The 19,731-nt window shown below is 74.0% G+C and carries 15 protein-coding genes; 9 read left to right on the top strand and 6 right to left on the bottom strand.

All coding sequences use genetic code 11. From position 1 onward, the window contains the following. The first annotated feature begins 130 nt into the window (after positions 1 to 130). Complete coding sequence (locus ACQPYD_RS28295) at positions 131 to 1,438, top strand: hypothetical protein (protein ID WP_433698456.1); 1,308 nt, start codon at positions 131 to 133, stop codon at positions 1,436 to 1,438. A 72-nt stretch (positions 1,439 to 1,510) separates the two neighbouring features. Here ACQPYD_RS28295 and ACQPYD_RS28290 read toward each other — a convergent pair whose 3' ends face one another. From ACQPYD_RS28290 to ACQPYD_RS28280, 3 genes are all read right to left on the bottom strand, one after another. After that, positions 1,511 to 2,110 (bottom strand): RDD family protein, encoded by a 600-nt coding sequence (locus tag ACQPYD_RS28290; protein WP_433698455.1) that lies wholly within the window; start codon positions 2,108 to 2,110, stop codon positions 1,511 to 1,513. A gap of 228 nt (positions 2,111 to 2,338) precedes the next feature. After that, the gene (greA, locus tag ACQPYD_RS28285; RefSeq protein WP_378782577.1) at positions 2,339 to 2,839 is read right to left on the bottom strand and encodes a transcription elongation factor GreA; all 501 of its coding nucleotides are present in this window, start codon (positions 2,837 to 2,839) and stop codon (positions 2,339 to 2,341) included. Between the two features lie 141 nt (positions 2,840 to 2,980). After that, complete coding sequence (locus ACQPYD_RS28280) at positions 2,981 to 3,421, bottom strand: DUF4307 domain-containing protein (RefSeq protein ID WP_267946557.1); 441 nt, start codon at positions 3,419 to 3,421, stop codon at positions 2,981 to 2,983. A 156-nt stretch (positions 3,422 to 3,577) separates the two neighbouring features. On the opposite strand from ACQPYD_RS28280, the gene mca reads away from it, so the two are divergent. The 3 genes from mca (at position 3,578) to ACQPYD_RS28265 (ending at position 6,930) form a co-directional block, all read left to right on the top strand. Then, positions 3,578 to 4,456: a mycothiol conjugate amidase Mca gene (gene mca / locus ACQPYD_RS28275; protein WP_267946556.1), complete on the top strand. Its 879-nt coding sequence runs from the start codon at positions 3,578 to 3,580 to the stop codon at positions 4,454 to 4,456. Positions 4,457 to 4,461: 5 nt separating this feature from the next. After that, complete coding sequence (locus ACQPYD_RS28270) at positions 4,462 to 4,737, top strand: hypothetical protein (protein ID WP_433698454.1); 276 nt, start codon at positions 4,462 to 4,464, stop codon at positions 4,735 to 4,737. A gap of 114 nt (positions 4,738 to 4,851) precedes the next feature. After that, on the top strand, positions 4,852 to 6,930 hold the full coding sequence (locus ACQPYD_RS28265) for a thioredoxin domain-containing protein (protein WP_433698453.1): 2,079 nt from the start codon (positions 4,852 to 4,854) through the stop codon (positions 6,928 to 6,930). 29 nt (positions 6,931 to 6,959) lie between these two features. On the opposite strand, the gene ACQPYD_RS28260 is transcribed toward ACQPYD_RS28265, so the two are convergent. Beyond that, complete coding sequence (locus ACQPYD_RS28260) at positions 6,960 to 8,327, bottom strand: serine/threonine-protein kinase (protein ID WP_433698451.1); 1,368 nt, start codon at positions 8,325 to 8,327, stop codon at positions 6,960 to 6,962. A 318-nt stretch (positions 8,328 to 8,645) separates the two neighbouring features. On the opposite strand from ACQPYD_RS28260, the gene ACQPYD_RS28255 reads away from it, so the two are divergent. The 3 genes from ACQPYD_RS28255 (at position 8,646) to ACQPYD_RS28245 (ending at position 11,728) form a co-directional block, all read left to right on the top strand. Continuing rightward, a complete protein-coding gene (locus ACQPYD_RS28255; RefSeq protein ID WP_433698450.1) occupies positions 8,646 to 9,257 on the top strand; it encodes an RNA polymerase sigma factor in 612 nt (203 codons plus the stop codon). A 92-nt stretch (positions 9,258 to 9,349) separates the two neighbouring features. Continuing rightward, on the top strand, positions 9,350 to 10,111 hold the full coding sequence (locus ACQPYD_RS28250; RefSeq protein ID WP_267946551.1) for an isoprenyl transferase: 762 nt from the start codon (positions 9,350 to 9,352) through the stop codon (positions 10,109 to 10,111). 267 nt (positions 10,112 to 10,378) lie between these two features. After that, positions 10,379 to 11,728 carry a PhoH family protein gene (locus tag ACQPYD_RS28245; RefSeq protein WP_433698449.1) on the top strand — a complete coding sequence of 450 codons (1,350 nt, stop codon included), beginning with the start codon at positions 10,379 to 10,381 and terminating at the stop codon, positions 11,726 to 11,728. Positions 11,729 to 11,800: 72 nt separating this feature from the next. On the opposite strand, the gene ACQPYD_RS28240 is transcribed toward ACQPYD_RS28245, so the two are convergent. After that, positions 11,801 to 15,925, bottom strand: coding sequence for an SCO7613 C-terminal domain-containing membrane protein (locus ACQPYD_RS28240; RefSeq protein ID WP_433698448.1), 4,125 nt, complete (start codon positions 15,923 to 15,925; stop codon positions 11,801 to 11,803). A gap of 412 nt (positions 15,926 to 16,337) precedes the next feature. Between ACQPYD_RS28240 and ACQPYD_RS28235 the strand changes: the two genes are divergently transcribed. Together ACQPYD_RS28235 and ACQPYD_RS28230 are read left to right on the top strand one after the other, a co-directional pair. Next, positions 16,338 to 17,027, top strand: a complete 690-nt coding sequence (locus tag ACQPYD_RS28235) for a lytic transglycosylase domain-containing protein (RefSeq protein ID WP_433698447.1) — start codon at positions 16,338 to 16,340, stop codon at positions 17,025 to 17,027. Positions 17,028 to 17,070: 43 nt separating this feature from the next. Next, entirely contained in the window at positions 17,071 to 17,727 is a 657-nt protein-coding gene (locus tag ACQPYD_RS28230) for a lytic transglycosylase domain-containing protein (protein ID WP_433698446.1), read from the top strand. Between the two features lie 61 nt (positions 17,728 to 17,788). On the opposite strand, the gene ACQPYD_RS28225 is transcribed toward ACQPYD_RS28230, so the two are convergent. After that, positions 17,789 to 19,711, bottom strand: a complete 1,923-nt coding sequence (locus ACQPYD_RS28225; protein ID WP_433698445.1) for a serine/threonine-protein kinase — start codon at positions 19,709 to 19,711, stop codon at positions 17,789 to 17,791. Positions 19,712 to 19,731: the final 20 nt, after the last annotated feature.

Genomic DNA, 19,731 nt, shown 5'->3' with positions numbered 1-19,731 from the left:
GACTGCGAGCCGGACTTTTACTGCCGTAACACCAACACCCGCCACAAGCTCCTTGAGTGTGCGCACACCAGGGCGCTTACTGAGAGTTACTGATTTGATTACTCTCGGTGTTTGGTGAGGGAAGGTACAGATGTCGGACAGACGGTGCGAGCGCACCACCGCCCGGACGCTGGCGGCCCTGGGGGCCGCGGCGCTCCTCGTGCCCCTCGCGGCGCCGGCGCCCGCCTTCGCGGAGGGCGGCTGGCTGCGACAGGACCTGGACTCCGCGGACCGGGTCGGCCTGGTGCTGGAGTCGGGCGCCCTGCGGACGAACGTCGGTGAGGCGGACGGCGGCGGGGCCTCGCTGCGCAGGGAGGAGCAGCGCGGCCGCACGGGCCTGGCGACCTTCCCGGAGCAGGCCCTGGACGGACCCACCGACTCCGTCGACGTGCGGGTGCGGGCGGACGGCGACGTCGAGCACCTCCTGGCCGAGGTGCGGGGGGTCCGCCCGGACGGGATGTGGACCGAGTGGTACCCCGCACCGGGGAGCGGCGGCCGGGTGACGCTGCCCGAGGACGTCACCCAGGTGCAGCTGCGGGTGGAGGTCGAGGGCGGTGACACGGCCCTCACCGGCCTGCGGGTGCGCCCGCTCGCGAGCAGCGCGGGCCGACCGGGCGGCGGGGAGCGGGACGGCGGCGCCCACGGAGCCCGGCCGGCCGAACCGTTCTCGGCGCGGCTCTTCGCGACGCGCATCGGCCTGGTGGGCGGGACCACCGCCAACGGCCACACGGTCCGGAAGGACGACCACTTCGTGGCCCTGCCCTCCCGCCGCGGCCTGGCCACACGGGGCGGCGGCGAGTACACGGTGCGGGTGTGCACCACGGGGGCGCTGGATCCCGGGGACAAGAACGCCACCCCCGGGCACGAGCCGCGCTGCGCCTACCTCCCCGTCTGGGACGTGGGCCCCTGGAACACCGGGGACGACCACTGGAACGAGGACCGCGAGTCCTGGAACGACCTGGAGCGGGGGCGGCCCCAGGCGGAGGCGGCGTACACGGACGGGTACAACGGGGGGCTGGACGGGTTCGGGCGCAAGGTCCGCAACCCCGCCGGGATCGACCTGGCCGACGGCGCCTTCCGGGAGGGGCTCCAGCTCCCCACCAACGCCTGGGTGGACGTCGACTACCTGTGGACCGCCGACTACCGGCAGCGCGCGGAGATCACCACGGTGACCCAGAGCGACCCGGTGGTCGTGCGCGGCGGCCCCGGCCTGGAACACGACCCCGTGGGGCTCGCGGCGCACAAGGCCAACGTCGATGTCGCCTGCCAGGTGGTCGGGGACGAGGCGACGGGCCCGTTCGGGACCAGCAGCGCCTGGTACCGGATCGGCCCCGGCAACTACGTCCCCGCGGCGTTCGCCGACGGCGGCGCGGACGCCCCCGACTGCGCCCGCCGGTAGCCCCGGCGCGGAGGCCCCGGCGTCCCGGGGCCTCCGCCGGGAGCCGCGGCCCGCGACCCGGGCCGTCCCGGCTCAGACGCGGACGACGACCGTCCCGGCCGCCCTGTCGTGCAGGGCGCGGGACCGGGAATCGAAGTGGATGGGCAGCGCCTCCGCCAGGGAGAGCAGGTTCCCCACCACCGGCAGGGTCTGGGGCAGGCCGAAGAACGCCGCGCGGCCCAGGGCCTGGCCCTGGGTGAGCCTCCCCCCGTCCGCGGCGCTGACCACCTTGATGCCGACCGCCATCTTGCCGATCGTGCGCCCCCAGGCGACCAGGTACAGCCAGTCGTAGAAGAACAGGAGCAGGCCCCAGCCGAAGAAGAACAGCAGGGCCCACAGCTCACCCTGGGCGTCGGTGGTGTCGGCGCCCAGGGTGACCGCCGTCGTCACCAGGGCCATGAAGACGAAGAACGCCCAGGCGGCGACCACCACCAGCGCGTAGTCGATGGCGCGGGCGGCCAGGCGGCGCCCCAGGCCGACCGTCCGCGCCGGGCGGGCGGGGACGGCTGGGGACACCTCCGCCCCCGGTCCTGCCCAGCCGGCGCCCGGGGGTGCGGACGCCGGTCCCCAGCCGCTGGTCGGGACGTACGAACCGGGCCGGGGTTCCTGGGGGTTCCAGTGGGGGGTGGGCATCGCGGGGTCGGTTCCTCTGTTCGTCGGTCGGGGAGGGGCGCAGGAGGCCGCGGGCCGGACCCGCCGGGCTTCCCGGTACTCAGAGACTACGACGCTTCGGGAGCCCGGACGGATGCGTCGCGGCGCCCCGGAACCTCCGACCGCACCGGTCCGCGCGGCCGGCGCGGGACCCCCCGAACGCGGCGGGGGGCGGCCGCCGGCCGCCCCCCAACCTGTTCCGCCCGTGCCTCACATGCCGCTGTAGGGGACTGCGTCGATGACCTCGACCCCCAGGCTCTTGCCGTTCGGGAGCGTGTAGCTCACGCTCTCACCGATGCGCTTGCCGTTGATGGCGGAGCCGAGAGGGGACTTCGGGGAGTACACGTCGATCGGAGATCCGCTCTCCTCGCGGGAGGCGAGCAGGAAGGTGACCTCCTCCTCGTCCCCGTCGAACTTGACGGTGACGGTCATGCCGGGGCCGACCACGCCCTCGGTGCGCGGGGCCTCACCGACGCGTGCGGTGCGCAGGATCCCGGTGAGCTGGAGGATGCGGGCCTCCATCTTGCCCTGCTCCTCCTTGGCGGCGTGGTAGCCGCCGTTCTCCTTGAGGTCGCCCTCCTCGCGGGCGGCCTCGATCTTCTCCGCGATCTCGATCCGCCCACGGCCCGACAGGGTGTCCAGCTCAGACTTGAGCCGGTCATACGCCTCCTGGGTGAGCCAGGTGACGTTGTCATCGCGGGTCTGGGTCACTGGAACTCCTTGTGTACTAGTAGCAAGGGCCACCAGGCGGCCGAAGCTGAACTTACGAGAATATCACCGTGTGTGGTGGCACAAGGGATCTCGCAGGCGTGGCGGCGGCACCGGGGACCAGTGCGGGGAGGGATCGGTCGATCAGTCCTGCGAACCTTGTTCCCTGCACGAGGCCACTTGTACCGCGGAAGCCTGACGAACCGTCTCAACGGTCGCGGTGACCATCCGGTTCCCCGCCTCCGCCTCGGAGCGCTTCTGCCCCACCTCGACGTGCTGCTCGTCCAGTGCCACGATCAGGCACTCGGCCCCGTCCCGGCTGTTCACCTCGTAGTTGACCGTGACCTCGTCCGGGGACTCCAGGGAGTAGGAGACCACCTGGTGGTACACGCCGCCCCCGAGGCCCCTGTAGCTCATCACGGAGTAGCCCCAGCCGACCGCGCACAGGACCGCGAACACGGTCGCGATGACGAAGAAGACGGGGCCGTTGCCGTGGTGCCTGCGTAGCGCGGGCGCGACGGGTTCGGCCGTGTCGGCCGGGGTGTCGGCACTGTTCACGGCGTCTTCTTCCGGGGTGGGCTGCATCGGGAATCTCCGAACAAGGGGACGGTGTTGTCTAAGATATCCCCGACCTGACAGCCCCCCTACGCGGCCCGTGCGTGAGTCGTCGAAGCCGTGCCCCGGGGAGGCCGGACAGCCACGCCACGTGCCCGTGTTCACCGAGTCAAGGAGAACCCTTCGTTGTCCGAGCGCCTGCGGCTTATGGCCGTCCATGCCCACCCCGATGACGAGTCCAGCAAGGGCGCGGCCACGATGGCGCGCTACGTGGACGAGGGCGTCGACGTGCTCGTCGTCACCATGACCGGTGGCGAACGAGGCGACATCCTCAACCCCGCCATGGAGCGTCCCGAGATCCGCGAGAACATCGCGGCGGTCCGCCGCGAGGAGATGAACCGGGCCCGCGAGATCCTCGGCATCCAGCAGGAGTTCGCCGGGTTCGTCGACTCCGGCCTGCCCGAGGGCGACCCGCTGCCGCCGCTGCCGGAGGGGTGCTTCGCGACCCTGCCGGTGGAGGAGGCCTCCGCGCCCCTGGTGGAGTCCATCCGCCGGTTCCGCCCGCACGTGATCCTCACCTACGACGAGAACGGCGGCTACCCGCACCCCGACCACATCATGACCCACAAGGTGTCGATGCACGCCTTCGACGCCGCGGGCGACCCCGACGCCTACCCGGAGGCCGGGGACCCCTGGCAGCCGCTGAAGCTGTACTACTTCGTCTCGTTCCCGCCGGAGCGGTTCGAGGCACTGGCGACCGTCCTGGCCGAGCGCGGCATCGAGAACCCCTTCGAGGACTGGATGAAGCGGATCAACGAGCGCGAGTACCCCCGGTGGGAGATCACCACCCGGGTGCACTGCAGCGAGCAGTTCGACGTCGCGAACGAGGCGCTCAAGGCGCACGAGACCCAGGTGGACCCGAACGGCTTCTGGTTCGCCGTCCCCAACGAGGTCCTGGCCGAGGCCTGGCCGACCGAGGACTACCACCTGGTGCGCTCGCTGGTGGACACCGAGGTCCCTGAGAAGGACCTCTTCGCGGGTGTCCGAGAAGCAGTGAGAGTATGAGCGGCATGAATACCCTTCTCACCTCCGCGGCGGTGGCGGCCAACGACTTCTCGCTGGACAAGGACACCGTGACACCCGGGGTCATGGGCTTCCTCGTCATCTTCGCGATCGGCGTCGTGCTGTACTTCCTCATGAGGAGCCTGACGGGCAAGCTCCGCGCCCTGCCCAAGGAGGGCGACGGGTCGCCGGAGGCCGGCGGCGCCGCCCGGGCCTCCGGCGACGGGGCGGCCGGGGTGGCCGCCTCCGCCGCCCCCGACGGCACCGGGGAGCCCAGGGCCTGACGCCCCGGGAGCCCGGCGGCCGGTCCCGCGGGGCCCCGGGGCGGTTTCCGGGAGGTGGGCTCCCGCTCCGGGGCGAACCGGGCGGGCCCGGGCCGCGGGTGGCACAGTGGGGGCATGTCCAACCGCTTGAGCGAAGCGACCAGCCCGTACCTGTTGCAGCACGCCGATAACCCCGTGGAGTGGTGGCCCTGGGGTGAGGAGGCCTTCGCGGAGGCGCGCCGGCGCGACGTTCCCGTGCTCGTCTCCGTCGGCTACGCGGCCTGCCACTGGTGCCACGTGATGGCCCACGAGTCCTTCGAGGACGAGGCGACCGCCGCGCGCATGAACGCCCACTTCGTCAACGTCAAGGTGGACCGCGAGGAGCGCCCGGACGTCGACGCCGTCTACATGGAGGCCACCCAGGCCATGACCGGCCAGGGCGGGTGGCCCATGACCGTGTTCGCCACACCCGAGGGCGCCCCGTTCTACTGCGGGACCTACTTCCCGCGCGACCACTTCCAGCGGCTGCTGGAGGGCGTGGCGACCGCCTGGCGCGACAAGCGCCCCGAACTCCTCGACCAGGGCAAGCGGGTCGTGGACGCGCTCGGCGCCCCCCGCACCCTGCCCTCCGCGCCGCCGCCCTCCGCCGACCAGCTGGACCTGGCCGTCCACGCCCTGGTGCGCGACTACGACAGCGCCGAGGGCGGCTTCGGCGACGCGCCCAAGTTCCCGCCGTCGATGCTGCTGTCCTTCCTCACGGCGCAGGACGAGCGCACCCGGCCCTTCCCCGCGGAGGGGGCCTCCGGCGGAGGCGACGGGTCCCCGGGCGAGGCCACCCCCGCGCGGCTGATGGCCACCGGCACCGCCCTGGCCATGGCCCGGGGCGGCCTGTACGACCAGCTCGGAGGCGGGTTCGCCCGCTACTCCGTGGACCGTGCGTGGGTGGTGCCCCACTTCGAGAAGATGCTGTACGACAACGCGCTGCTGCTGCGCGCCTACCTCCGCATGGGCCGCCGCCCCGTCCGCGAGGGCGCCGGAACCGTGGAGGCCGCCACCCGCGCCCTGCTGCTGCGGGTGGCGGAGGAGACCGCCGACTGGATGCTGCGCGACCTGCGCACCCCCGAGGGAGGGTTCGCCTCGGCGCTGGACGCCGACAGCGAGGGCGAGGAGGGCACCTACTACGTGTGGACCCCCGCCCAGCTGCGCGAGGTCCTGGACGCGGACGACGCCGCCTTCGCCGCCGAGGTGTTCCGGGTGACGGAGGAGGGCACCTTCGAGCGGGGCGCCTCCGTGCTCCGGCTGCCGGTCCCTCCCGCCGACACCTGGCGCTTCCAGCGGGTCCGCGAGGCCCTGCTGGCCGCCCGGGCGGAGCGGGTCGCGCCCGCCCGTGACGACAAGGTGGTGGCCGCCTGGAACGGGCTGGCGATCGCCGGACTGGCGGAGGCGGGGGCGCTGCTGGAGCGCCCCGACCTGGTGGAGGCCGCCCGCGACGCGGCTGAACTGCTGCTCACCGTCCACCTGCGGGACGGCCGCCTGGTGCGCACGTCCCGGGACGGAAGGGCGGGTGGCAGCGCCGGGGTCCTGGAGGACTACGCCGACGTGGCGGAGGGTCTGCTGGCCCTGCACGGGGTGACCGGCGATCCGCGCTACGCGCACGGGGCCGGGCGGCTCCTGGACGCCGTCCTGGAGCACTTCGGCGACGGCGGGGGCGGGTTCTTCGACACCGCGGACGACGCGGAGAAGCTCTTCAGCCGCCCGCAGGACCCCACCGACAACGCGACCCCCTCGGGGCGCTCCGCCGCCGCGTCCGCGCTCGTGACCCACGCCGCGCTGACCGGTTCGCAGCGACACAGGACGGCGGCCGAGGGCGCCCTGGCGCCGGTGGCGCTGCTGGCCGAGAAGGCGGCGCGGTTCGCCGGGTGGGGCCTGGCCGCGGGTGAGGCCGCCCTGTCGGGGCCGCGCGCCGTCGCGGTGGTCGGCGACCCCGGCGACCCCCGGACGGAGGAGCTGGTGCGCACCGCCCTGACCTGGGCGCCCCTCGGTACGGCGCTGTCCCGGGGCGACGGCCTCGACGACGGCGGCGTGCCGCTCCTGCGCGACCGGGTGCGGCTCGGGGGAGCTCCCACCGCCTACGTGTGCGAGGGGTTCGTCTGCAAGCTCCCGGTCACCTCGCCCGAGGAGCTCCGGGCCCAGCTGCTCTCCCGGACGCCCTGACCGCCGGGGGCGCGGGCACGCGCCCCCGGTCAGACCAGCCGGGTGCCGCCGATGATGTCGTTCACCACGTCCGGGCGGTAGGCGGGCTGCCGGATCTCCATGTACACGGTCGTGGGCACGCCCGGCTGGTGCACGGCGGCGCTGGTGAACGCGCCGCCGCCGTTGCACTCGGGCCAGTCCCACACGGTGCCCTCCCAGGTGGGGGTGTGCAGCTCGCGCTCCTCCGGGGAACCCCCGCACGGGTCGGTCCCGGCGACGCCGCTGAGCGTGCGGGAGCCGGGCATCACCGTCGCGTACACCCCGTAGGACGGCACCTCGGTGGAGTGCCAGTCGTCCGCGTCGGTCGCCACCAGCAGCCCCGGTCCCGCGCCGGCCTCGGCCGCGGCCGGACCGGCGGCGAGGTCGGTGTGGAACTCGCGCGCCCACACCGAGGGCACGTTCACGAGGATGTTCTGGCTGGCGTCCCTCACCGTGGTCAGCGCCATGCCCGGGGCGCCGGTGGACGCGGTCACGCCCGCCGCGACCAGCAGCAGGGAGGCCACCAGCGTGACCGTGCGCCGCCAGGGCATCTGGTAGCGCTGCCACCACGGGTCCGCCTTGGGCAGGTCGGGCTCCGTACGGATCGCCCTGACGCGGTCGGTGAAGGTCTTGGCGTCCGCCGGCCTGCTCTCCCGGTCCACCGAGAGCGCGGAGAGGATGAGCTCGTCGAGGGCGCGGGGCAGGCCTGGCCGGATCCGGCCAGGCGGGACCTTGACGGGCGGGCGGGAGGGCGGGCGCCCGGTGATCAGCTCGTAGGCGACCGCGCCCAGCGAGTACACGTCGGACCGGACGTCCAGGTCGCCGCCGGGGATGCTCTGCTCGGGCGACATGTAGCCGGGGGTGCCCGCCGCCGCAGTGAACCCCGAGGCCTCGTCGATGGCCTTCGCGAACCCCAGGTCCGCGACCAGGACCCGCTGCCCCACGGGGGAGGACTGGAGCAGGACGTTGGACGGCTTGATGTCGCGGTGGATCGTGCCGTGGTTGTGCAGCACGGTGATGCCCTGGCCGATCTCCGTCAGCAGCCGCAGGGCCTCGTCCAGGGGTAGCTGGCCCCGGCGGATGAGGTCGGTCACGCTTCCCTGGTCGGCGTACGTCATCACCATGTAGGGGCGCCCGTCGGGCAGCACGTCGACGTCGTGCACCGCCACCAGCCACGTGGAGTCGGTCTGGCGCAGGATGCGCGCCTCCTCCAGGAACCGGTGCTGGATGTCCATCTGGTGCGCCCAGTTCTCGGCGAGTACCTTGATGGCCACCGGGTAGTTGAGCAGATCGTCCTGCGCCAGCCAGACCGTGGCGAAGGAGCCGGAACCCAGGCGCCGGATGACGCGGTACCGTCCGAAGGCCTCCGGTTGGCTCATTTCCGCCTCGGTGTCTAGGGGGTGGATACGCGTTCGTTGCCCACTAATACACCATCTACGCCTTCATGTTGTCTCCCGCGGATATGATCCCCTCTCCGGGTAGCGCCGAGACCCCCGTGGCGTGGAAACTGGGGGGAGCCCCCCCGACGGGTTCTGTGCGCCATGCGAATGGTCGCGGCGAGATGCGAAGCTTCGCGAGGACGGAGCCGAAGGGGATCCGTGGACGTCCCGTTGACGTGTGACCCTCGTAACCGATGGGCGCACACGCGTCCGAACAGGACGGCCGGACGTCCGCCGTCAGTCAGGGAGAGACCAGCCATGCGCAGTAGTGACCACACGGAGAACGAGGAGAGCCCGGCGCCCCGGCGGCGGGTGGCGAGCAACGTCGACGAGGAGCTGGAGGACCTCGCGCGACGGGCCAAGCACGGCGACGCCGCGGCCCTGGACGACCTCCTCCGGCGCATCCAGCCCGAGGTGCTCCGCCGGTGCGCGCGCTTCCTCCCCTACCGCCAGGACGCGGAGGAGGCCTGCCAGGACGCGCTGCTCCGCGTGGCCCGCAAGATCGACAGCTTCAAGGGCGACTCGCTCTTCACCACCTGGCTGTACACGGTGGTCTCCAACTCCGCCCGCCAGACCTACCGGTCGATGAAGCGCAGGTCCGCCGAGTTCCCCACCGAGGCCGAGCGCATGCCCCACCAGAGCGACCCCCGGACCACCAGCGTCATCGCCGGCTCCCGCATCGACCTCCTCGAGGCGCTGGACCAGCTGGAGAAGGACCGCCCCAACCTGGTCGCCCCCCTGGTCCTGCGCGACCTGTGCCAGATGGACTACAACGAGATCGCCTCCGAGCTCAACCTCGCCCTGGGCACCGTCAAGTCCCGGATCCACCAGGGCCGCAAACACGTGCGCAAGTCCCTGGCTGTGACGTAGCGCCCCGGGGCGAACTACTCTGGAGGAATCCCCGTCGGCACATCCTTCACAGGAGTGTGCTGTCTTTGATCCAGCTCTGAGAGGTTTCGCCAATGGGGCTCCGAGACCCCCTGTACTGGCTCTACGAGCGGCGGCTCGAACGCCAGCTGACCAGCCAGGAGATCCCCCGCCACGTCGGTGTCGCCATGGACGGCAACCGCCGATGGGCGAAGAGCAGCGGCCTCCGTGCGGCCGAGGAGGGCCACCAGGCCGGCGCGAACAAGATCTTCGAGGTGCTGCGCTGGTGCGACGAGGTCGGTGTGCAGGTGGTCACCCTGTGGATGCTGTCCACCGACAACCTCACCCGCGACGAGTCCGAACTGGGCCCGCTGGTGCGCATCATCGAGCAGACCATCGCCCGGCTCCGCGAGGAGGGGTGGAACACGCGCCCCGTCGGCGCGCTCGACGTGCTGCCCGACTCCACCGCCCGCGCCCTGAAGGAGGCGGAAGAGGCGACATCCGGCAACCCCGGCCTGGTTGTCAACGTCGCCGTCGGGTATGGAGGTAGACGTGAGATCGCTGATGCGGTTCGGTCCCTCCTCCACGAGGAGGCGGCCAAGGGCACCGGTATCCAGGAGCTTGCCGAGCGCCTGGACATCGAGGACATCGCACGGCATCTCTACACGCGCGGCCAGCCCGATCCCGACCTGCTCATCCGCACCTCGGGGGAGCAGCGACTCTCGGGCTTCATGCTGTGGCAGAGCGTGCACTCGGAGTTCTACTTCTGCGAGGTCTACTGGCCCGCGTTCCGCAGGGTGGACTTCCTCCGTGCACTGCGCTCCTACGGTGCGCGCAACCGGCGCTTCGGCTCCTGACCCCCGGTCCCCCCGGTCGGCCTGCCCATTAACGCGGTGTTCACCGCGCGGCGGGGCGGGACCCTTGGAAACGGGGTCGCGGGCGCGTAGCGTCGGAACAAGCGGGTGGTGTGCATCCACCCGTTCGGGAGGCCCCGGCTCATTGATCTCCTCCGCTCTCGCGGAACGTCGACGAGGAGGGCCGGACCCGGCCCTCTGGGGCCAGGTCCCGGTCCTCCATGATCCCGTGACAGTAGGGCGCCCCCGCGGTGCCCAAGGGGAGAACGAGTGGCTAGTTCCTCGACCGATCGCCGTGACACCCAGTCCCCCGCCGACCCCCACACGGAGGTAGGCCGGGGAAGGCGCGTCCACGTGCTCGACACCAGTGTCCTGCTCGCCGACCCGATGGCCATGGCCAGGTTCGCCGAGCACGAGGTGGTCATCCCCGTGGTGGTGATCACCGAGCTGGAGAGCAAGCGACACCACCCGGAACTCGGGTACTTCGCTCGCAACGCGCTGCGCCGCCTCGACGACCTGCGGGTCGCCAACGGCCGACTGGACGTCCCGGTACCGGTGAACGACCAGGGCGGAACGCTCCGTGTGGAGCTCAACCACAGTGATCCGAAGATCCTGCCGGCGGGCTTCCGGCTCGGCGACAGCGACACCCGGATCCTGACGGTGGCCCGCAACCTCCAGGAGGAGGGCGGGAACGTCGTGCTGGTGAGCAAGGATCTGCCGATGCGGATCAAGGCCGCCTCGATCGGCCTCCCGGCCGACGAGTACCGCGCCGAGCTCGCCATCGAGCACGGCTGGACGGGCATGGCCGAACTGGACGTGCCCGCCCACCAGATCGGTGAGCTGTTCGAGAGCGGCACCAGTGAGATCGAGGAGGCCAGGGAGCTCCCCTGCCACACAGGGCTGGTGCTCGTGTCCGAGCGCGGCAAGGCGCTCGGCCGGGTGCGGCCCGACAAGTCGGTCAAGGTGGTGCGCGGGGACCGGGACGTGTTCGGTCTGCACGGGCGCAGCGCCGAGCAGCGGATCGCCCTCGACCTGCTCACCGACCCCGAGGTCGGCATCGTGTCGCTGGGCGGGCGCGCGGGCACCGGCAAGTCGGCGCTGGCGCTGTGCGCCGGGCTGGAGTCCGTCCTGGAGCGCCGCCAGCACCGCAAGGTGATGGTGTTCCGGCCCCTGTACGCGGTCGGGGGCCAGGAACTCGGCTACCTGCCCGGCACCGAGAACGACAAGATGACACCGTGGGGCCAGGCGGTGCACGACACCCTGTCCGCCGTGACCAGCGAGGACGTCATCGAGGAGGTCGTGGACCGGGGGATGCTGGAGGTGCTTCCGCTCACGCACATCCGTGGCCGCTCGCTGCACGACGCGTTCGTGATCGTGGACGAGGCCCAGTCACTGGAGCGCGGCGTGCTCCTCACCGTCCTGTCCCGGCTCGGGGAGAACTCGCGGGTGGTGCTCACCCACGACATCGCCCAGCGCGACAACCTGAGGGTGGGGCGCCACGACGGCGTGGTCGCGGTGATCGAGAAGCTCAAGGGCCACCCGCTGTTCGCGCACATCACCCTGACCCGGTCGGAGCGTTCCCCCATCGCCGCCCTGGTCACCGAACTGCTGGAGAACTGACGCGAGGGCGGTCCGGGCCCGGCCGCCGAGGCCGGGCCCGGACCGCCGTCCGCGCGTGCCGGTTCCGGCCCCTCAGCGCATGCCCGACACCAGTCGGCCCAGGCTCCGCAGCCTCGCCAGGCTCGCCTCGTAGCGGGCGCCGACGGCGAGGAGGAGCAGGCCCACGACCGCGAACGGCACCCAGTTCGGCGCGAGCCGGGCCAGGTCCCACAGCGGCGGCCCGAACGCTCGCGCCGACGTGGCCACCAGCACCAGCCCTCCCAGGGCCAGGGGCGACCGGAGCCGCCCCGCCAGCCCCCACACGGTGACGGCCACCCCGAGCACCAGCACGGCCGGCACCCGCCACGCCATGCCGTCCCCGGTGAGCACCAGGACCACCGTGGGCAGGAACAGCAGCGCCAGACCGCCGCCGTAGGCGGCCCAGCTCGACGGCGGGGCGGGCGCCCTGCGGCTCCACTCCCAGCCGATGACCAGGGCGGCGAACGCGGGCGGCGCCGTGTACGCCTCGGGCACCGCCACGTCCCACGCCGCGAGCGCGGTCCACAGGGCGGCGAACATCAGCAGGCCGCCGACCACCGCGAACCCCGACCGGCCGGGCCGCACGGCGGTGGCCGACGCGATCACGCCGACCAGGGCCAGCGCGAGCGCCACCAGTTCCGGCCGCGCCCCCGCGCCGAGGGCGACGGCCAGCGCCAGCACCGCCCACAGGCACGCCGGGACCTCCGCGGCGGGCACCAGCGCCCCGCGCAGCCTCGGCACGACCGCGGCCACGGCGGCGACCAGGGCGATGGGCGCCAGCGCCGCGTACTCCGCTGGCGCGTCCAGGGCCAGGGGCAGGGCGAGGGCGAACGCGCCGGTGAGGGCGGTGGCGGCCGCGGTGCCGCCCAGGGCCGGGACGGGCGTCCGCGCCAGTGCGGCGGCCACCGACGCGACCACCGCGGCGGTCATCAGCGCGGCCGCGACCGTGTGCTCCTCGGCGAGCGCCCAGCCCAGCCCCAGAGCCAGCGTGAGGAGGCCGGTCAGCCCCGGCAGCGGGCTCGTGCGCCCGTCCCGCAGCAGCGCGGACCACACCACGAGCGCGGATCCCACCGCCAGCACCCACAGCAGGGCGAGGAGGAACGGCGCGCCGGCGACCACGGGCAGCGGGGCCAGCGCGGGCGGCGCGACCAGGGCGACGGCATGCGGCGTCCACCTGCGGGCCAGCACGGCGACCGCGCCGACGGAGAGCAGCCCGGACAGCAGCACCCCGGCGACCGCGGCCGCGGCGACCGGTCCCGGCAGCGGGGCGAGGCCGAGGACGGCGTACGCGGGGTCCGTCAGGGCCGAGAGCGGTGCCGTCCCCGGGGGGTACGCCCGGGAGGCCGCGGCGAGCGCGGGCACGGACCGGGGACCGGCCACGAGCGGGACGGCCGCCAGCAGCAGGAGCCCGAGCAGGGTGAGGGGCGCCGCCCGGTGCGGGGGCCGCGGCGCGGGGCCGGGGGTCGGCCGGGGCGCCCCGGGGCGGTGCGGCCGGACCGAGGCCACCGAGGCGGCGCCGACGCACAGCAGGGCCGCGGCCGACAACCACCACGCCACGGGTTCGGGCGGCCCCGACCGCGTGAAGGAGGCCGCCAGGGAGGCCCCGACGGCGAGGAGGGCGAGGGCCCCCGGGACGAGGGGCGCGGTGCGCGCCGCGGCTCCGGGGGAGTCCACGCGGCGCAGGAGCAGCGCCGAGACCAGGGAGGCCGCCGCGACCAGCACGATCGCCGACAGCGTCGTGCGGTACTCGGGGAGCGACCAGAGCAGGCCCAGGACGAGGGTCGCCGAACCGGTCGCCGTCGGCACCCAGCCGGGTCCGGAGCGGCCGGAGAGCGTGGCGCCCAGCAGCAGCGCGGCTCCCACGAACACCGTCCACACCACCGCCGCCGCGTACGGCAGGCCCAAAAGCACCGGCAGCGGTACCAGGGAGGTGGGCGCGGCGAGCGAGGCCGCGGTCACCGTCCACCTCCGGTCGACCACGAGGACCAGGGCCACCACCAGCGCGCCGGCGACGAGCACGCCGAGCGCGGCGCCCAGTGCGGCGGCCGTCCCGGAGGGGGCCGAGAGCCCCAGCACCCGGTGGGCGGGGTCGAGCACCGCCGACGCCGGGGCGGTCCAGGGGGCGTACGGCCCCTGGAGCGCCGACAGCCCGGGGTCCCGGCCCCCTCCGGCGAGCAGCGGGGCGGAGGGCAGGAGCAGGAGGCCGAACAGGGTGAAGGCCGTCCGGGGGTCGGCGGTGTCCGAGGCGGGGGGCCGGGCCGCCGCGCGACCGCCTCCGGGTGCGGTTCCGGCCGTGGGGGAGGCGAACGGACGGCGGACCCTGCCGAACAGCAGGGCGGTCGCGCCCGCCAGCAGGGTGGCGGCGGCGAGGAGCCACCAGGCGGGACGCGCCGCGTCCCCGCCGAGGGTCAGCGCCGCCAGGAAGACCGTCCCGGCCGCCAGGGCCAGCGCCCACAGCAGCAGGCACGCCCCGTACAGGGAGGCGGGGGCGTCGCCCGCGCGGTCGGCGCGGCGGAACAGCAGGAGGCCGACCAGCGGGACCGCGCCCGCCAGGAGGAGCGCGGCCAGGGACGTGTACTGGTCCGGCAGGGACCACAGGAACCCCGTGGCGACGGTGAGGCTCCCCGAGGCCGCGGACACCCGGCCCGCACCCCGCCGGGGGAGGAGGGCGGTGCCGAGGACCAGCGCGGCGCCCACGAGCAGGGCCCACACGACCGCGACCGCCAGGGGCAGGGGCAGCAGCAGGGGGACGGCCAGCAGGGTCGGCGGGGCCACCAGGGCCGAGGCGTGCGCCAGGAGGTCGCGGCGCAGCAGGGCCGCGGCCGCCAGGGCGAGGACGGCGGCGGCCGCGACGGCCGCCAGCCAGGCGGCTCCGGACAGCGGGGGCGCGCCGGGACCGGTGAGCCCCAGGACCCCGGCCGCCGCGGCGGTCGCGGTGCCGGGGGCCTCGGACCAGAACGTGCCCGGGACGCGCGGGAGGACGGGGAGGTGGGCCGGTCCGGCCGCCAGCGGCGCCGCCCCCAGGGCGAGGAGCGCGACGACGGCATGGACCGCCGACGGCCCGGCGCCGGCCGGGGGGAGGGAGGGCAGCGGGCGCCGGGTGAACAGCAGCCCCGTCACGCCGGACACCAGCAGGGCCGCCGACAGGGCCCACCAGGAGCCGGCGTCGCCGGCCGCGGGGACCGCGAGCACGAGAACCGAGGAGAGGGCGAGGGAGAACCCCCACAGGACCGTCGCGGTCACGTGGAGGGTGCGGACGGGGACGCCCCCGCGCGGGCCGCCGAGCAGGCGGACCAGCAGCAGGTCGGCGAGGGCGGTGGCGGCGAGCGCGGGCAGGGTCCAGGGCAGGAGCCCGTCCCCGGGCGCCGCGGCCACCAGCAGCACCGGGACCGGCTGGGCCACGAGCGCGGCGACGACGCGCGGGGACCGCAGCGGCACGAGGAGCGGGTAGAGCGCCGTCAGCGCGCCGACGGCCGCCAGCGCGGCGGCCGAGTAGCCGGGCCCGTTGGAGATCCGGTCGGAGAGGAGCAGGCCCAGGGCGAGGGCGTCGACGCACAGCAGGGCGGCGGCGACGGCTCCGAAGGTCTCGGCGGTCGCCCTGAGGCCGCGCCGGTGCAGCGGGAGGGCCAGGAGGGCGAAGGCCAGGGTCGTGGCGCCGAGGACGCCCGCGCGGGCGCCGGTGCCCAGGTCGCTCCAGGTCCAGACGGCGAACACCAGGGCGGCGATGCCGACGAGGAGGCCGCCCAGCCCGAGGACCACGTTCTGGGCGGAGCGCCGGGTGACCTCGCCGACGGGCTCGGAGCCGTGTCCGGCGGGCGCGGGGGCCGGGTCCCCCTGGGCGGCGGAGCCGAGCGGCGGCCGCGGGCCGGCCTCGGCCCGGACGGCCCCGGGACGGCCGTCGGCGGAGGCGCGTCCGGGAAGGGGCGCGCCCGACCGCGCCGGGAGCGACTCGCGGCGCAGCAGGCGCATCGTGACGGCGCGCTCGCCGAGCAGGCGGTGCCTGCGGCCGTCGATCTCCGCGATCTCGGAGTCGATCAGCCAGAGGCGCCGGGCGGTGTCGCCGACGAGCGCCAGCCCGCACCGCGGGCACGCGCGCACGCCGGTGGGGAGCGGGGCGCGGCAGTCCGGGCAGTGGAGCCGTGGACCCGCGGGGGACGGTGGGGATCCTGGGGCGTTCATACCGCCATCCTGTCCCCGGTCCCGCCCGCGCGCATCGGTACACGTACTCAGACCGGGCGGTGACGAGAGCCGCGTCCCCCGGTGCGGAGACGTGGAGCACACGTGGACCCGCTTGACCGGAACTTGACTCTTCGTGGCGCTGTGCAGGTCAGAGGACCGCAACGCAGGCACATTCCGTGATGTGACCCAAGGCATAGTAAAACTGGCGTTACTTGGCCGTGACGATGATGCAGGCTGAGTCCGCTGCACAGAACACTCCCTCCCACGTGGAAGTCCCCCGCCGCGGTCGGTCGAACGGAAGAAGACCCGTCCCCTCCGCGCACAGTCCGGGCCACGTGGTCAGCGGCGGCGAAGCACCGCGCACGACCAGCCCCACGAAGGCACGTGTGCGTCGACGCGAAAGGGCCACTCCTTGCTGATCGACCGAACCTCACTGCGCCGTGCGAGCGCCGTCGGAGCCGCGGCCGTGGTCGCGGGAAGCGCCTTCACGGTGGCGGCGTTCGCGCAGACCGGGGCGGTGGAGCCCGAACGGCTCACGTCCGCCGCGGTGGTCCCCGACCAGGAGTCCGGGGACGACGCCGACGACTTCTTCGCCGAGCCCTCCGCGGTCGGCGGGGAGGAGCGCGAGGAGAGCCGCAGCCAGGCCGCGGCGGCCGCGGAGGAGGGCCTCCGGTCCGCCAGCGGGACGGGGAGCGACATCCCCGAGCCCGAACCGGAGCCCGAACCCGGCGCCACCGCCTCCGGCGGCGGCTCGGACCCCGCGGACCCCTCCGGCGGCGGCGCGGCCGCCGTCCCGGCGGGCTCGGCCAAGGAGATCGCCCTGGAGATGGTCCTCGCGGAGGGGTGGGGCGAGGACCAGTTCTCCGGCTGCCTCGAACCCCTGTGGGAGAAGGAGAGCAACTGGGACCACACCGCGGAGAACCCGGGTTCGGGCGCCTACGGCATCCCCCAGTCGCTTCCCGGCAGCAAGATGGCCTCCCACGGCGACGACTGGCGGACCAACCCCGCCACCCAGATCGCGTGGGGCATCGACTACATCAAGGACCGGTACGGGAACCCCTGCGGCGCCTGGTCCCACTCCCAGGCGAACAACTGGTATTAATGGGGCTTTCCCTGCCAATAACCCCCTCTTGGGAAAGGCAATCGTGCTACTCAACCGAATGTCGCTGCGCAGTACAGCGGTGATCGGTGCGGCGACCCTCGTCGCGGGTGCGACGTTCGCCGTCTCCGCGTTCGCGGACGACGGGGTCGACCCGGAGATGGCGGCCAGCGCCGCCGTTCCGGACAGCGAGGAATCCGCAGCCGACACCGAAACCGGGGAGGACGCGTTCTTCGCCTCCTCCGAGCTGACGCAGGAAGAACTCCAGGAGCTGCGACAGCAGGCCCGGGGAGAGAGCGAGGCCGCCCTCGGCGCCGGGGTCAGAACGGCCCAGGGCGACGGGAGCGACATCGAGGAGGAAGAAGAAGAGGAGGAAGAGGAGGAGGTTCCCGAGTTCACCGGGGACCCCAAGTCGATCGCCCTCGACATGGTCCTCGCGGAGGGCTGGGGCGAGGACCAGTTCTCCGGCTGCCTCGAACCCCTGTGGGAGAAGGAGAGCAACTGGAACCACACCGCCTCGAACCCGAGTTCGGGCGCGTACGGCATCCCCCAGTCGCTTCCCGGCAGCAAGATGGCCTCCCACGGCTCCGACTGGCAGACGAACCCCGCCACCCAGATCGCGTGGGGCATCGACTACATCAAGGGGCGCTACGGCACCCCGTGTGAAGCGTGGGCCCACTCCCAGTCCATCGGCTGGTACTGATCCCGGGCACACGACGGCCCCCGCGGGACACCGCGGGGGCCGTCGTGTGCCCGGGGCCCGGTCAGAGGTGCGGGGTGAAGGTCTCCACGACCTCCTCGTGGAGGTCGTCGTAGAAGTCCCCGTCCTCGCGCGGGACGTTGACGCTCACCATGTAGAAGACCCTGCTGCCCTCGTGGTCCACGCTGATCGCGTAGGACCAGAAGCGGCGCTCCGGTGTCGCCCACGACTCGTTGGTGAAGTCGGACTCCACCATCGCGACGTCCCAGCCCTCCCCGTAGTCGTCCTCGTCGAACTCCTCCAGCTCCAGCTCGGAGTAGTCCGTCGTGATGTCCTCGTCCGCGTCGGTGCCGCCGTTGGTCTGCCGGAGGTACTCGGCGCTCGTCCCCGTGAACTCCTCCTCCGTCCACCCGGTCACCCACACCTGGTGGTCCCCGCCGGGGGCGACGAACACCGCGAGGCTGTTGTCGATCTCGCTGTCGTCGACCTCCCAGCCCGCCGGGTGTGCCACGTCGAACCACTGCGAGCTGAACGTGTCCAGCTCGTCGTAGGAGGGCGGCTCCCCGCCGTCGTCCCCCTCGACCGCGGCGGCCTGCTCGCCGCCGCTGCCGCCGCCGGGCTCCGCGGACGGGGACGGCTCCTCCGGAGGCGCGCCGCCCTGCGTCGGCGCCTCCCTGGGGGCGGCCTCCCCCGCGGCGCCGCCCGACCTCAGGACCACGGTCACCGCGACCACGGAGACGAGGAGGAGGGCCAGCAGGCCGGCGCCGACGCCGAACAGCACCTTGGCCGTCGAGGCGGCCCCGGAACCGGACCGCCCGGAGCCGCTGTGGCCCCCCGAGTGGAGGGGGGCCGTGCCGCCCCCGCCGGAGTGCCCGTACGGGGCGGCCGGGCGTCGGCCGGGCGGGAAGGGGGTCTGCGGCGTCACCGGGCCCGCGGGGCGGGGCCCGCCCCGCGGGAGGGGCGTCCCCGGGCCGTGCCCGGCCGTCCCGGGGCCCGTGGCGTGGCCGCCGGCCCGCGGCCCGGCAGCGGGGTACCCGCCGCTCCGGAACCCGTGGGCGTACGGGGGGCCGCCGGCGCCCGGGGCGGTGCCGGGGCCCGTGCCCGCCGCGCCCGCCGCCGCCCCCGCGGCTCCGGCGGCGTCCGCCGGGCCGAGGCCCCCGCCGGAGGTCCCGCGCCCGCGCAGGAGCGCCAGGGCGCCCTCCACCGTCAGCCGCCGGTCCGGGTCGCGCTCCAGGAGGCCGGTGATGACCGGCTCCAGCCGTCCGGCACGCGTCATCGGCGGAAGGGGCGCCGAGATGACGGCGGCGATGGCCGCGGTGAGGCTGTCCCGGCGGAACGGCGACGTGCCCTCCACCGCCGCGAACAGGGTCACGCCGATGCTCCACAGGTCGCCCCGGTGCTCCGCGGGCCCGCCCTCCAGGCGCTCCGGCGGCATGTACTCGGGGGAGCCGATCAGCGCGCCCGTCCGGGTGATGCTGGGACCGCCCTCCATGGTGGCGATGCCGAAGTCGGTGAGGATCACCCGGCCGTCCAGGGACATCATGATGTTGCCCGGCTTGATGTCCCGGTGCAGGACTCCGGCCGCGTTCGCCGCCTGCACCGCTTTGAGCAGGGACTCCGCGATCTCCGCGACGGTGTCGGGCGGGAGGGCGCCCTGTTCGTTGAGCCGGTCCTGGAGGGATCCGCCCTCCACGAGCTCCATGACCACCCACGGGTCGCCGTCGTACTCGAAGACGTCGTGGACGGTGATCACCGTGGGATGGCTGATGCGCGCCGCCGAACGCGCCTCGCGGCGGACCCGCCCGTGCGCGTCGGCGCGCTCGGAGTCGGTGAAGTGGTCGGGGAGGAGCACCTGCTTGATCGCGACGACGCGGTCCAGGGACGGGTCGAAGGCTTCCCAGACCACGCCCATACCGCCGCGTCCGAGTTCACGGCGCAGGATGTAGCGGTCCGCGACGATCTGTTCGCTGTCGCTGTTGCTCGACATGTACTGCCCTCTCGAAGGCG

The organism is Nocardiopsis sp. CA-288880, assembly GCF_050955985.1.
Lineage (GTDB): Bacteria > Actinomycetota > Actinomycetes > Streptosporangiales > Streptosporangiaceae > Nocardiopsis > Nocardiopsis tropica.
This window is presented reverse-complemented; position numbering and strand designations above follow the sequence as displayed.